The 13932-nt window shown below is 63.5% G+C and carries 15 protein-coding genes; 7 read left to right on the top strand and 8 right to left on the bottom strand.

Translation table 11 applies throughout. The features are described from left to right. Nucleotides 1-159: 159 nt before the first annotated feature. From EN935_RS06420 to EN935_RS06390, 7 genes are all read left to right on the top strand, one after another. On the top strand, nucleotides 160-894 hold the full coding sequence (locus EN935_RS06420) for a GntR family transcriptional regulator (RefSeq protein WP_013532980.1): 735 nt from the start codon (nucleotides 160-162) through the stop codon (nucleotides 892-894). Next, nucleotides 891-1373, top strand: a complete 483-nt coding sequence (locus EN935_RS06415; protein WP_109661775.1) for a DUF3830 family protein — start codon at nucleotides 891-893, stop codon at nucleotides 1371-1373. The genes EN935_RS06420 and EN935_RS06415 overlap by 4 nt, the downstream gene beginning before the upstream one ends. Nucleotide 1374: 1 nt before the next feature. Then, nucleotides 1375-1728 (top strand): TIGR04076 family protein, encoded by a 354-nt coding sequence (locus tag EN935_RS06410; protein WP_126068219.1) that lies wholly within the window; start codon nucleotides 1375-1377, stop codon nucleotides 1726-1728. After that, a complete protein-coding gene (locus EN935_RS06405) occupies nucleotides 1725-2780 on the top strand; it encodes an aldo/keto reductase (protein ID WP_127262301.1) in 1056 nt (351 codons plus the stop codon). The genes EN935_RS06410 and EN935_RS06405 overlap by 4 nt, the downstream gene beginning before the upstream one ends. After that, nucleotides 2777-3205, top strand: coding sequence for a DUF4440 domain-containing protein (locus EN935_RS06400; protein WP_109661780.1), 429 nt, complete (start codon nucleotides 2777-2779; stop codon nucleotides 3203-3205). Before EN935_RS06405 ends, EN935_RS06400 begins: the two co-directional genes overlap by 4 nt. 49 nt (nucleotides 3206-3254) lie before the next feature. Then, nucleotides 3255-4514: an ABC transporter substrate-binding protein gene (locus EN935_RS06395; protein WP_109661782.1), complete on the top strand. Its 1260-nt coding sequence runs from the start codon at nucleotides 3255-3257 to the stop codon at nucleotides 4512-4514. A gap of 142 nt (nucleotides 4515-4656) precedes the next feature. After that, complete coding sequence (locus tag EN935_RS06390) at nucleotides 4657-6060, top strand: FAD-binding oxidoreductase (RefSeq protein ID WP_109661784.1); 1404 nt, start codon at nucleotides 4657-4659, stop codon at nucleotides 6058-6060. A 13-nt stretch (nucleotides 6061-6073) separates the two neighbouring features. Here EN935_RS06390 and EN935_RS06385 read toward each other — a convergent pair whose 3' ends face one another. The 8 genes from EN935_RS06385 to EN935_RS06350 form a co-directional block, all read right to left on the bottom strand. Beyond that, nucleotides 6074-6874, bottom strand: coding sequence for an ABC transporter permease (locus tag EN935_RS06385; RefSeq protein ID WP_127262300.1), 801 nt, complete (start codon nucleotides 6872-6874; stop codon nucleotides 6074-6076). After that, nucleotides 6871-7743, bottom strand: a complete 873-nt coding sequence (locus tag EN935_RS06380) for an ABC transporter permease (protein WP_127262299.1) — start codon at nucleotides 7741-7743, stop codon at nucleotides 6871-6873. Before EN935_RS06380 ends, EN935_RS06385 begins: the two co-directional genes overlap by 4 nt. Continuing rightward, the gene (locus EN935_RS06375) at nucleotides 7740-8843 is read right to left on the bottom strand and encodes an ABC transporter ATP-binding protein (RefSeq protein WP_127262298.1); all 1104 of its coding nucleotides are present in this window, start codon (nucleotides 8841-8843) and stop codon (nucleotides 7740-7742) included. Before EN935_RS06375 ends, EN935_RS06380 begins: the two co-directional genes overlap by 4 nt. Before the next feature lie 76 nt (nucleotides 8844-8919). Next, nucleotides 8920-9945, bottom strand: coding sequence for an ABC transporter substrate-binding protein (locus tag EN935_RS06370; RefSeq protein WP_127262297.1), 1026 nt, complete (start codon nucleotides 9943-9945; stop codon nucleotides 8920-8922). 52 nt (nucleotides 9946-9997) lie between these two features. Next, nucleotides 9998-10996 carry an AraD1 family protein gene (gene araD1 / locus EN935_RS06365; protein WP_127262296.1) on the bottom strand — a complete coding sequence of 333 codons (999 nt, stop codon included), beginning with the start codon at nucleotides 10994-10996 and terminating at the stop codon, nucleotides 9998-10000. Nucleotides 10997-11028: 32 nt separating this feature from the next. Next, nucleotides 11029-11805, bottom strand: coding sequence for an SDR family oxidoreductase (locus EN935_RS06360; protein ID WP_127262295.1), 777 nt, complete (start codon nucleotides 11803-11805; stop codon nucleotides 11029-11031). Nucleotides 11806-11816: 11 nt separating this feature from the next. Further along, nucleotides 11817-13544 (bottom strand): IlvD/Edd family dehydratase, encoded by a 1728-nt coding sequence (locus EN935_RS06355; RefSeq protein ID WP_127262294.1) that lies wholly within the window; start codon nucleotides 13542-13544, stop codon nucleotides 11817-11819. Then, on the bottom strand, nucleotides 13541-13932 hold a 392-nt coding region (locus EN935_RS06350), incomplete at its 5' end, for an FCD domain-containing protein (protein WP_164771027.1). The genes EN935_RS06355 and EN935_RS06350, both read right to left, overlap by 4 nt.

The raw sequence follows: 13932 nt of genomic DNA, 5'->3' as shown, positions 1-13932 counted from the left end.
GGTTTCCCCTTGCCGTTTGGTTGCCTCGCTCATCAAACCCTCTGGCCGAAGGCGATCGTTGCCGCCTCCTGATTATGATTTGTGATCACACTTGCTTTGATCACGCTATTCGGCTTTAATTTCATCCGCAAGCCGAAAACCGGCCAAGAACGGAATTCCATGCAAAAGGCTGCCATCGAAAAGAACAACGAGGCGATCGCTGCCCAGCTTGCGCCGGTCGGCCGCGAAACCGTGCAGGACCGTGTCTACTCCGAACTGCGCCGCGCCTTGATTGGCGGCCTGTTCGAGCCGAGCCAGGTGCTGACCATCCGTGGCCTTGCCGATGCGCTGGTCACCTCGACCATGCCGGTGCGCGAGGCACTCGGCCGGCTGATCACGGAAAAGGCGCTGGAGGCGCTGCCCAATCGTTCGGTGCGCGTGCCGCCGATCACGCTGGAACGCCTCGACGATCTCCTGCGTGCCCGCATCCTGATCGAAGGCGAGGCAATCGCACTGGCCGCCGCCCGCATGGGGCCGCGCCAGATCGCTACCATCGAAACCATTCTTGCCGAATGGGACGAAATGCGGGCGTTGAAGCACAAGAAGGACGTCGATCGCGAAGTGACGCTCAACCAGAGCTTTCATTTCGAGATTTATCGTTCCTGCGGCTCGGCCGTGCTGATCCCGATGATCGAGAGCCTGTGGCTGCAATCGGGTCCCTGCATCCGCGTCGCCATCTATGCCTTCTCGGAAGCTGGCGAGGTCGACACCGCCCAGTATCACCGCCGCATCGTCACGGCGCTGTCCACGCAGGATGCGCAGGCCGCGCGTGAATCACTGGTCGCCGACATCAGCCGACCCTTCACCTTCCTGCGCAGCAAGCTGCAGGCCGCCGCCGCGAAAGACCAGACATGACCGCCATCAGGATCACCGAGCCGCGTTCGCAGCTTTCCGTCACGGCATTGTTGCTGCCCGAGAAGGCACCGGAAAACGCTGCCTTCCTCTTGGCCTATCTCGGCACGCCACGCGTCGTCCCGGGCATCCATGCGATGTGGACAGGGCCGGAAATCTCATGTCCGGTTCCATCAGCCGATCTTGAGGGCCAGGCCTATGCCAGGCCGTTGCCGGCCGAGAACGCGACGCTGACGCCGCAGCCGGGCGACATCGTGCTATCCTATGTGCCGCCACACATGTGGGGTGGCAACCCCAATGCGATCTTCGACATCGGCCTCTATTACGGGCAGGGGGCGCGGCTGCTGTTCCCGATCGGCTGGCTGGCCGGCAGCGTGGTGGCGCAGGTGCGTGCCGGGGAGCGCGATCAATTCGCCGCCGCTTGCGGTGTCATCCGCCGCAACGGCGCCTGCGATGTCACCTTCAGTCTGGTGGAGGCTTGACATGACCGACGACAGTTTCGAGCTGTTCGATCTGCGCGTCGAGGCGATCATCCCGAAGGGCAAACCGATCTATTGCGGCGCCAAGGCCGGCGACTATTTCGAGCTCAAGGGCGAGATGCTGTCGATGCCGGCAGGGCAGGGCTTTTCGATCTATTCGCTCGCCGCCGTGTTGCCGCTGCTGGCGGCCAAGCAGCGCCTGACCCACCCGAACGACTGGATGACCTCGGACGCCGAGATCGCTTGTCCCGATCCCAATTGCGCCAGCCGGCTCCGGATCGTCAGGGTGGCCAAGCGGCGGTTCAGCCACGCCGAGACCACGGCGGTGCCGCTGCCGAAAGAGGATGACCTGACATGACCGCCAAGACCTTCGAACTCGGCCCCGGCTACACCATCTCGCGCGTCATTCGCGGCGGCTGGCAGCTGGCCGGTGGCCACGGCGCCATCGACCGCAGCCAAGCGGTTGCCGATCTGATCGCCACTTTCGATGCCGGCATCTGGACCTATGATTGCGCCGACATCTACACCGGTGTCGAGGAGCTCATCGGCGCCGCGCGCCTGCGGCTGGCCAGCGAGCGCGGCCTCGACGTTGCGGCCCGGATGAAGGTGCACACCAAGCTGGTGCCCGACCTCGAACGGCTGGCCAGCATCAGCCGCGATTACATCAGGGGCATTGTCGACCAGTCGCTGCGGCGGCTGAAGACCGAGCGGCTCGATCTCGTGCAGTTCCACTGGTGGGACTATGATCAGCCTCGCTATGTCGAGGCGATGGGCTGGCTCGACGAACTTCGGCTGGAAGGCAAGGTGCGCAATCTCGGCACCACCAATTTTGACACGCCGCGGCTTGCCGAAATCCTCGCCGCCGGCATTCCGCTGGTCAGCCAGCAACTGCAATATTCGGTGCTCGACCAGCGGCCTGGCAACAGCCTTGTGGGCCTCGCCGCCAAGAACGGCGTCAGCTTCCTCTGCTATGGCTCAGTTGCCGGCGGCTTTCTCAGCGACAAATGGCTCGGCGTGGCCGAACCGGTCACGCCGCTCGAAAACCGTTCGCTGGTCAAATACAAGCTGATCATCGATGATTTCGGCGGCTGGGACCTGTTCCAGCAATTGCTTCAGGCACTGAAGGCCGTTGGCGACCGCCATGGCGTCGACATTGCCACCATCGCCAGCGCCTGGGTGCTGGAGCAGCCGCAAGTGGCGGCCGTCATCGTCGGCGCCCGCAACCAGGCGCACGCCATTGCCAATGCGAAAACCATGGACGTTGCGCTCGACGCCGAGGGCCGGGCGCAGATAGCGGCCATCATCGCGCAGGGCACCGGCCTCGAGGGTGACGTCTACACGCTGGAGCGCGACCGCCACGGCCGCCACGGTTCGATCATGCATTACAACCTCAATGCGGGGAAGAAATGAGCGGCGAACCCTCCCTGTTTTCACGCGCCAGCGCCGAAATCATCGATCTGCATCGCTTCTTCGTCGACTGGTTCGTCGCCGCGCGAGCCAACACGGTGGACTTCGGCCGCTTCGAACGCGCCATGGGCGAAGACCTCAGCATGGTGGCGCCGGACGGGCAGGTCCTCGATCGCGAAGCGGTCGTCGATCATGTCCGCTCAAGCCGCGCCTCTTGCGACGACGGTTTTGCCATTTCGATCGAGGACATCCGGCCCGGCTGGCAGGACGCCGATACCATCGTCGTCCTTTATGTCGAAGCGCAGCTACGCGCGGGCAAGCACAGCCGTCGCCAGTCGAGCGCCGTCTTCACCACCAGTTCATCGGCGCCCAACGGCGTCGAATGGCGACATCTGCATGAAACCTGGCTGCAGGTGCCGGAACGCTGAAACAGGCTCCAGAGATCAAATACAGTTGAGTAACGAAAGGGGAACAACAATGGCAAAGACGATACTCCAACTCACAACCGCGCTCGCTCTTGTGACGATGGCGGGTGCGGCACAGGCCGCCGATTGCAAGATCACCGTCGGCCTCGTCATGGAACTGACCGGCCCGGCGGGCGAATACGGCCAGGCCGGCGCCAAGTCGGTCGAGATGGCCTTCCGCGACATCAACGCCGCCGGCGGCGTACGCGGCTGCGATCTCATCACCGACACGCGCGACAGCCAGAGCCAGGGCAACATCGCGGTCGACGCCGCCACCCAGCTGGTTCAGGTCAAGAAGGTGCCGGTCATCATCGGCGGCATCATCTCGTCGGTGTCGATCCCGATCCTGACCTCGGTCACCGCACCGGCCAAGATCGTTCAGGTCTCGCCGGCGTCGTCCTCGCCGACGCTGACCGCACTCGGCCGCGACGGCAAGACCAACGGCATCTTCTTCCGCACCATCACCTCGGACGCGCTGCAGGGCGTCGCCGCCGCCAAATATGCCGTCGACAAGGGCTTCAAGAAGCTGTCGATCATCCACGTCAACAACGACTTCGGCGTCAACATGGTGGCCGAATTCTCGCGCGCCTACAAAGCGCTCGGCGGCACCATCGTGTCCGACACGCCTTACAATGAGAAGCAGTCGAGCTATGCATCGGAAGTCACGGCGGCGATGGCCGGCGAACCGGACGGGCTCTATCTCGTCAGCACGCCGGTCGACGGCGCCACGGTTGCCCGCACCTGGATCTCGCAGGGCGGCGTGCAGAAATTCCTGCTCAATGACGGCATGAACAGCCCGGACTTCATTGAATCTGTCGGCGCCGATTATCTGAAGGAAGCCTACGGCACGTCGTCCGGCACCAGCCCGACGGCCTCGACGGAGTATTTCACCAAGAACTACAAGGAATTCTCCGGCATCGAACCGACCAATCCAGCGGCCGACCGTTCCTATGACGCCGGCGCGATTGTTGGTCTCGCCATCGCCATTGCCGGTTCGGAGGATCCGGCCAAGATCAAGGACGCCATGTACAAGGCGGTCGATCCGGCCGGCACGCCGATCTTTGCTGGCAAGGAAGAGTTCGCCAAAGCGCTCGGCCTGATCAAGGACGGCAAGCCGATCCGCTACGAAGGCGTCATCGGCCCGGTCGCCTTCGACAAATATGGCGACATCACCGGCCCCTTCCGCCTGTGGAAGATCGTCGACGGCAAGGTGGCGACCGACGGCGAAATGACCACCGACGACGTCAACGCCCTGCAAGCGAAGCTTCAGTAAAACGACTTGTCGTCCGGCGTCGATCCGATCTCATCGCGATCGATGCCGGACGGTCGGCCAGCCCCACATTGTCACGACCGATCATGCGGCGTTTGCACCGATCAGAGTTTGACCAGAAGCCGATCATGAATAGGATTGGCCGATGTCACCCGAAACACAACAACTTCTATCTGCTCTCGACAGTCGGCTGGGCGCCGGCGGCTTGCTCGCCGGTCCGGAGGTGGACCAGCGCTATCGCGACGATCCCGACGGCATGCTCGGCGCGCTTCCCGAAGCGGTGCTGCGCCCGCGTGATACAGAAGGTGTCGCGGCAGCACTTGCCGCATGCAACGATCTCGGTCAGCCAATTGTCGTCCAGGGTGGACGCACCAGCCTGGCAGGCGCCGCGCGTGTGCAGCCGGGTGAGGTGGTGCTGTCGCTGGAGCGCATGACCGGCCTTGCCGTTCCGGATCGCCAGGCTGCCAGCATCGTCGCCGAAGCGGGCGCGACATTGCAGGCGGTACAGGAGGCAGCCGACGGCGCCGGGCTGATGTTCGGCGTCGATATCGGCGCACGCGGTTCGGCCACGATCGGCGGCAATGTCGCCACCAATGCCGGCGGCATCCGTGTGCTGCGCTACGGCATGTACCGGGCGCAGGTTCTGGGGCTGGAAGCCGTGCTTGCCGACGGCAGCGTGCTGACGTCGCTCAAGGGCCTGCCCAAGGACAATTCCGGCTACGACCTCAGCCAGCTCTTCATCGGCACGGAAGGAACCCTCGGCGTCGTCACCCGCGCCGCGCTCAGGCTGCATCCCAAGCCGGCGTCCGAGGTCAACGCTTTCTGCGCGCTCTCCTCGCTCGACGCGGCGATCGCCCTGCTTGGGCTCCTGCGGCAAAAGCTCGGTCCACTCCTGTCCGCCTATGAGGTCAACTTCGCACCGCTCTATGACCTCATGGTCGCCAGCATGGCAATGCCGGCGCCGCTGCCGGCGGGCTCGCCCGTCTATGTGCTGGCCGAGATCCAGGGCAACGAGCCGGAACGCGACGGCGAGCGCTTCGCCGAGGTGTTGATGCAGGCGGTCGAGGATGGCGTCATCGACGATGTGGTGGTCTCGCAGTCGCCGCGCGAATTCCGTGCCCTCTGGGACGTGCGGGAGGACGCCAATCGCGTCCTGTTTTCGATCAAGGGTCTGATCGGCGTGGACATCAGCATCCCGCTGGCGCGCATGGGAACGTTCCTGGAAGAGGCGGACGCTGCCATCCATGCCATCGACCCTGGCGCCGACATCTATGTCTTCGGCCATCTCGGCGATGGCAATCTGCACTATCAGGTCCTGACGGTCGATCCGGCGGCGGCCTATGACATCGTCTATCGCGGCGTGGCGGCGGCCGGAGGTGGTGTTTCGGCCGAACATGGTATCGGCCTCGACAAGAAGAAGTGGCTGCATCTGGTGCGCAGCGATGCCGAGATCGCCACCATGCGGCGGCTGAAGGCAGCCCTTGACCCCAGGAACATCCTCAATAGGGGACGGGTCTTCGACCTCGGTCCATCAGCCTTGCCTCGATGATATCTGCCTGCACTCAAGTCCGTTCGGTCGCGACTTGCCTGGGGATGAGAAACCGGGCGGCGAGCACGCAGAGCAGCACGGTGAACATCAGGATCAGTGCCACCAGCGCATTGATGTCGGGTGAGAAGCCAAGCCGCATCATCGCCCACAGCCTGACCGGCAGCGTACTCTGGGTGCCGGTGACCAGGATGGTGATCATCGTCTCGTCGAACGACAGCGCGAAGGCCAGGATGGCGCCGCCAACCATGGCGCTCGACAGGTTCGGCAGGATGATGCGCCAGAACGTCTGCCAGCCCGTGGCGCCGAGATCGTAGGACGCTTCGACCAGCGTGCGGCTCATCGACTGCAGCCGCATCAGCACCGTGCGATAGACGATCGCCAGCACAAAGACCGTGTGGCCGATGACGACCGTCAGCAGCGAGCGTTCGAGGCCGATTTCGCGGAAGAAGATCAGCAGCGCCAGGCCGCTGATGATCGGCGGCATCAGGAACGGCAGGAAGATGATGAACTGCAGGAGCGAACGCCCGGAACGCCGGCTGTGATAGTAGAGTGCCAGCAGCGTTCCGCTGACCACGGACAGGACGACGGTGCAGACGCCAACGATCAGCGTGGTACGCAAGGCGGCCAATATGTCGTGATTCTCGGTCAGCGCGACATAGGTTGCAAGGGTCGGCGACGACCAGTCGACATTGCCATGCGAAATGGTGAAGAACGACGACACGATCGGTACGAACAGCGGGCTGTAGAGCAGCACCGCGACCAGTGTCGTGATCGCGGCCAGAAAGATGGTGGACAGTCGGGGCAGGGCGCTCATACCGAAATCCCCCGGTTGCGCCCGAAGCGTTCGCCGATGAGGATTGCCGCGATCACCACGACGGCCAGCGCCACCGACAGCGCTGCGCCGAAGGGCCAGTTATAGGCCGTGCCGAACTGGCTGTAGAGGATGCGGCCGAAGGTGAAGCCGCTGATCCCGCCGACCATTTGCGGCGTCAGGAAATCGCCGATCGCCAGCACGAAGACGAAGCTCGCCGCCGAAGCGACGCCGGGCAGGCTGAGCGGCAAGGTGATGCGCAGGAAGGTCTGCAAGCCGCTCGCGCCGAGATCGTCCGAGGCGCGCAGCAGCACCTGCGGAATCCGCTCCAGCGACAGGAAGATCGGCAGGACGGCGAAGGGGATCAAGAGCAGGGTCAATGTCAGCAGGATGGCGTTCATGTTGAACACGAAAAGCGTCGACGGTTCCTGCAGGATACCGAGCGCCACCAGTGCCTTGTTCAGGAAGCCGTTGAGGCCGAGGATACTGCGGATCGCATAGATCTTGATGACGTAGCTCATCAACAGCGGCACCAAGAGCAGCATCAGCAAGGCGTAGCGCCAGCGGCCTTTCAGCGTCGTCAGGAAATAGGCGGCGGGATAGGCAAGCAGGATGCAGATGATGGCCACCGAGACGCACAGCACGATGGTGTTCCAGAACACCGGGAGAAAGACCGGATCGGTGAAGAATCTGGCATAGTTGCCCAGTGACAACCCGTAGACGATCGTGCCCTGGTCGACGCTGAAGAAGCTGTAACCGAGGAAGATCGCCAGCGGCACCAGGACAAAGATCACCGGCAAGGCAAACGCCAGTACTGTCACCGGCAGCGACAGTCGTCTTTCCGCAGGCAGCGTCGAGTCGGCTTTGCTCATGCCAGCACCAGATGGCCTTCATGCGGCGCAAACGAAAGCGATACAGCCTCGCCGGATTTGAGCGCGCTGCCGTCGACCCGGCTCGGCACGCGCAGCCGCAAGCGTTGCGCGGCATTGTCGGCGCCAGCCGTGATGGTGGCGACGGTCGATGAGCCGGCAAAGGCCATGTCGGAGATCGTACCGGGAAAGCGGTTGTCGGTGTCCTTTGCATCCGCAAGATACAAGGCCTCGGGGCGGAATGCAGCGTAGGCGCTGGCGCCATCCGTCGCGGCTTTCAAATGCGGCTGGTTGCTGATCGAGCAGACCAGGCGCCCGAGCGCCGTCTCGATCGATCGCAGCTCGCCCTGGATCGGTCCGAGTTTCCCGGCCACCAGATTGTTCTCGCCGAAGAAGCGCGCGACGAACTCGCAATTCGGCTTGTAGTAGAGGTCGTGCGGCGTGCCGAGCTGGCGGATATGGCCGGCCTCCATGACGCAGATCCGATCGGCCATGCCGATGGCTTCTTCCTGGTCATGGGTGACGAACAGGAAGGTGGTCTTGATTTCGCGCTGGATAGATTTCAGGAAGACTTGCATCTGCCGGCGCAGTTCGAGGTCGAGTGCCGCCAGCGGCTCGTCGAGCAGGATCAGGCGCGGCTGGCAGATCAGCGCACGGGCGAGTGCGACGCGCTGGCGTTGGCCGCCGGAGAGCTGCGCGGGAAAGCGGTCGGCGAAACGCCCGAGCTGGACCAGGTCGAGGGCCTCCGCGACACGGCGCGCGATTTCCTTGCGCTGGATATGGCGAACCGAAAGCCCATAGCCGACATTGCCGGAAACGGTCAGATGTGGAAACAGCGCATAATCCTGGAACACGGTGTTGAACGGCCGTCGGTTGATCGGCATGCGGCTGATGTCCTGGCCGTCCAGCCGGATCTCGCCTGAGGTCAGCGGCTCCAGCCCGCCGATCAGCCGCAGGACCGTGGTCTTGCCGGAGCCCGAAGGCCCGAGCACGGTGAGGAACTCACCGTCCCGGATCGACAGGTCGATGTCGTGCAGCACGGGAACCGTGCCGTAGGATTTCGAGACGGACCGTAGCGTCAGCAGGTCGGTGTTCTGGTTCATGAAATACTCTCGCATACGCTTCGGCGGTCCGGAACCTCCGGACCGCCGGGTCCTTCGAAGGCATAGAACGGAAAGGTCAGGGCGTGGCCTTGACCTCGTTCCATATGTCCGAACGCTTGAGCGGGTCCTCGACATTGTTGAGCCAGACCAGCTTGTCGTTGCCGCCGGCGCTGCTCGACTCGACCACGGTGTTGCCGAAGCCGGTGCGTTCGGAAAGCGCGCCGCTGACCTTCTTGCTCAGCATGAAGTCGATCCACTTCTCGGCCGCCGCATTGTCGCGGACACCCTTGGAAATGACCCAGTTGTCGAGCCAGGCAAGCGCACCCTCGCTTGGATTGACGTAGGCGACATGAGCGCCGATCTTCTGCAGCGCCTTGACCTGCTGCTGGCCGTAATTGGCCCAGATCAGGGCCACATCATTGTTCTGGTAGATCTGCTGCGCCTCGTCGGCGGTGGTGTAGAAGCTCAGCACGTTGCGCTTGAGTTCGACCAGCTTGGCCTTGACCGCCGCCATCTGCTCTTCGTTGAGGTTGAACGGATCCTTGTAGCCGAGCGTCAGTGCGGTGAACGAGAAATTGTGCTCGCCATTGTCGTAGGCCAGAACCTTGCCCTTGTATGCCGGGTCCCACAGAACCGACATCGAGGTCGGCGCCGGCTTGACCTTGTCGGTGTCGTAGATCAGGCCGATGGAGTCGAAGCAGAACGGAATGCCGTAGACCTTGCCGTCCTTGGTGACGCCGCTCACCGCCGTCAGATCGCGGAAGCGCGGCAGCACTTCCTTCTGGTTGGCGAGCTTCGTCACGTCGATCGGCGACACCAGGTCGGCCTTGATGTAGCGCTGCAGCTGGGCGGTGTTGACGGCGAAGACGTCGAAGTCCTGGCCTTCGCTGCCCTTGATCTTGGCCCAGATCTCGTCATCGCTGCCGATGAACACGACATCGACGCCGATGCCTGTTGCAGCGGTGAAGTCCTTGACCCAGTCGGCATCGGCGTAGCCGTCCCAGGCCAGAACCCGCAGGTTCGCGGCGAGCGCCGCCGATGTCATCAGGCCGATGCCGAGCCCGATCGTCGCCATTCTTAGAAACAGTTTTTTCAGTCCCATTTTCAATCTCCCATTGTCATTCTGGTGGACCGCAGTTTCCGGACCTTCGCCGTCACAGCTGGGTGACAGCGACCAGTCCCTCGTCCGGCACCGACACCATCCGGTTGCGCAGTGGCTTGCCGAATGTCTGTGCCTGGATTTCATACTCGTCGCCGGAAGCCGTCTTGACGCCGGAGGCGTAGCTCATCACCGCCGCGCCGAAGAAATAGGCATGCAGGTCGCCCGCCCTGCGGTGCATCGGGTAGCGGAAATGGAAGTGTTCGAGATTGCCGATCGAGTGCGACATGTGCGCTTCGCCCGACAGGAATTCCTGCTCCCAGATGACAGCGCCGTCGCGCAGGATGCGCGAATGGCCGCGCACTTCTTCGGGCAGGTCGCCGATCAGCAGTTCCGGACCGATCGAACAGGAGCGAAGCTTGGAATGGGCGAGGTAGAGGTAGTTCTCGCCCTCCGTCACGTGGTCGGAATATTCGTTTCCGAGCGCATAGCCGATGCGATAGGGATGGCCGTCAGGCCCATTGACATAAAGCCCGACGATCTCGGCTTCCTCTGCACCTGCTTTCGCGAATGCCGGCATCGGCAGCGGCGCGCCGGGCGGCACAACGCAGGTGCCGACACCCTTGAAGAACCACTCCGGCTGGATGCCGATCTTGCCAGCGCCAGGCTTGCCGCCCTCCAGCCCCATGCGGAAGATTTTCAAGGAATCGGATTCGTCGGCACCTTCGCCATGGGTCAGAATATGCATCTGGTTGCGCGCAGCGGCACTTCCCGTATGGGTCAGGCCCGTGCCGGTGACCAGGAAGCGCGCCGGTTCCGGATGGTCGACCGGAGCGAGCACCCGGCCATCGCGCAACAGCTGGTCGTAGTCGATCGTCGCGGTGCCGGTCCGTTTCTCGACCAGCGCTGCGATCGACGTGCCCTGGGCGATTGCCGCTTCGGCCAGCTCCAGCACGGAGCTGGTCTTGTCGAGCGGGTGCAGGTGGTTGCCATCATCCGACACACGGCCAACCCGTCTGCTGCCGTCGGCCATTCTGAACTGAACAAGACGCATGAACTAACCTTCTTCCTTTGAAACCGTACGGGTCACACCCAGCCCGCATCGACGATGAACTGCTGACTCGTGCACATGCGGCTGTCGTCGGCAGCGAGGAACAGCGCCATGCGCGCGATATCGGAGGGTTGCAGCCGGTCGGGCAGGCACTGCCTTTCCGCGATCTGGCGTTCGCCGGCCGGGTTCAGCCACAGGCGCATCTGGCGCTCGGTCATCACCCAGCCCGGCACCATGCAGTTGACGCGGATCCGTTCGGGGCCAAGTTCGCGGGCCAGCGCCCGTGTCATGCCGTAGACAGCGGCTTTCGCGGTGACATAGGCCGGGCAATCCGGATCGCCGACCATCCAGGTGATGGAGCCGAAATTGATGATCGAGCCGCCGCCCAACGTGCTCATCTGCGGACGCACCGCCTGCGCCGCGAAGAACTGGTGGCGCAGATTGACCGCCATGCGGTCGTCCCAGTAGGCAACCGTCACGTCCTTGGTCTGGTGGCGGTCGTCATTGCCGGCATTGTTGCACAGCGCCTGGATTGGGCCATTGTGCTGCTTCGCCTGCACGGTTGCCGCCTGCAACTCTTCCACGTTGCGCAGGTCGCAGGGAATGAAGAGCGGTGCGGCATGTCCCTCGGCCGCGATCGCGTCGACCAGGCGTTGGGATGGTTCTTCGGCCATGTCGACGAAGGCGACGCGGCTGCCTTGCGCGCAGAAATGGCGCACCAGGCTTTCGCCGATGCCGCTGCCGCCGCCGGTTATGAAGACGCTGCGGCCCTTGAGGCTTGGATAGATCGCGTAGCCGATTTCATCCGTCATCGCGCGCCTCTCTAGTGCGAATGCCGAGGAATGCCGGCATCGCGCCGGCCGACGAGAAAGTCGAAATCGCAGCCCTTGTCGGCCTGTAGAACGCGCTCGACATAAAGGCTTTGATAGCCGCCCTCCGGTGGCGCTGGCGGCTGCCAGTCACGCCGGCGGATTGCTAGCTCCTCATCCGATATCAAAAGCTCCAGCCGGCGGCCGGCGACATCGAGCTCGATGAGATCGCCGTCGCGCACCAGCGCCAGCGCGCCACCTGCGGCTGCTTCCGGTGCCACATGCAGAACCACGGTGCCGTAGGCGGTGCCGCTCATGCGCGCGTCCGAAATGCGCACCATGTCGGAGACGCCTTGCTTCAGCAGTTTCGCCGGCAGCGGCATGTTGCCGACCTCGGCCATTCCGGGATAACCGCGCGGCCCGCAGTTCTTGAGCACCATCACCGAGGAGGCGTCGATATCCAGCTCCGGGTCGTCGATGCGCGCGTAGTAGTGCTCGATGTTCTCGAACACCACCGCCTTGCCACGATGCTGCATCAGCTCGGGCGTTGCCGCCGACGGCTTGATGACCGCCCCGTCAGGCGCCAGATTGCCACGCAGGATCGAGATGCCGCCTTCCTTGGTCAGCGGCTGGCTCAGCGGCCGGATCACCTCGCTGTTGTAGTTGGGCGCGCCGTCGATCAATTCACCGATGGTCTTGGCGCTGACGGTCATGGCGTCGCGATGAAGAAGCCCCACTTCATCAAGCGACGCCATGACCGCAGCTAGCCCCCCGGCGTAGTAGAAATCTTCCATCAGGAACCGGCCTGACGGCATCAGGTCGACAATGGTTGGAACGTCGCGGCCAAGTCGGTCCCAGTCGTCCAGGCTGAGATCGACACCGACCCGGTTGGCGATGGCGATCAGATGCAGCACCGCATTGGTCGAGCCGCCGATCGCGCCGTTGACGCGAATGGCGTTCTCGAACGCTTGCCTGGTGAGGATCTGCGCGATCGTCACGTCCCTGCGCACGAGATCGACGATCTGGCGTCCGGCCATCTGCGCGAGCACGCCACGGCGTGAATCCACAGCCGGGATCGCGGCATTGTCCGGCATGCCGATGCCGAGCGCTTCGACCATGCTGGCCATGGTCGAAGCCGTCCCCATCGTCATGCAGCTGCCCGCCGATCGGCTCTGGCCCTGCTCTGCGGCGAGGAAGTCGGCGACCGGCATGCGACCGGCCTTCACTTCCTCGGCGAATTTCCAGACATGGGTGCCCGAACCGATATCCTGTCCGCGGAACTTGCCGTTGAGCATCGGCCCGCCGGAAACAGCGATGGTCGGCAGATTGCACGACGCAGCCCCCATCAGCAGTGCCGGCGTGGTCTTGTCGCAACCGACCAGCAGGATGACGCCGTCGATCGGATTGCCGCGGATGGACTCTTCGACATCCATGCTGACCAGATTGCGAAACAGCATGGCGGTGGGGCGCATGTTGCTCTCGCCCAGCGACATCACCGGGAATTCGAGTGGCAAGCCGCCGGCTTCATAGACGCCGCGTTTGACGTGATCGGCCAGCGCGCGCAGATGGGCATTGCATGGGGTCAGTTCCGACCAGGTGTTGCAGATGCCGATCACCGGGCGGCCGTCGAAAGCGTCGGCGGGAATGCCCTGGTTCTTCATCCAGCTGCGGTGCATGAAGGCGTTCTTGCCCTCGCCGCCGAACCAGGCCTCGGACCGCAGTTTGCGTTTGGTGTCGGTCACGATGTCTGTTCCCGATCCTGGCGGCGCTTGTTGCGGTTTTCGACGCTGCGGCGCACGTCTTCCTCGGCATTGTCGATGAGCACCAGCAATGCCTTTTGCGCGCCGGCCGCGTCGCCGGATGCAATCTTCTCGGCTACTTCCCGATGCAGCGGCAAAGAATAGCGCTGCCCGTCCGGATTGTCGTTGGAGAGGCGAAAGCTCATCACCAATGCGGTTTCGACCAGTGCCGCCAGCGAGCCGATCAGCTCATTGCCGGTCATGCGCAGAATGGTCTGGTGGAACAAAAGGTCAGGCTTGGCGAAGCGATCGCCGTCGTCGACAACGGCTTCCATTTCAGCCAGCGCGGCATTGATCTCGGCAATCTGTGCCGGTGTGGCGCGCTTGGCGG

Source organism: Mesorhizobium sp. M7D.F.Ca.US.004.03.1.1, assembly GCF_003998635.1.
GTDB lineage: Bacteria > Pseudomonadota > Alphaproteobacteria > Rhizobiales > Rhizobiaceae > Mesorhizobium > Mesorhizobium loti.
This window is presented reverse-complemented; position numbering and strand designations above follow the sequence as displayed.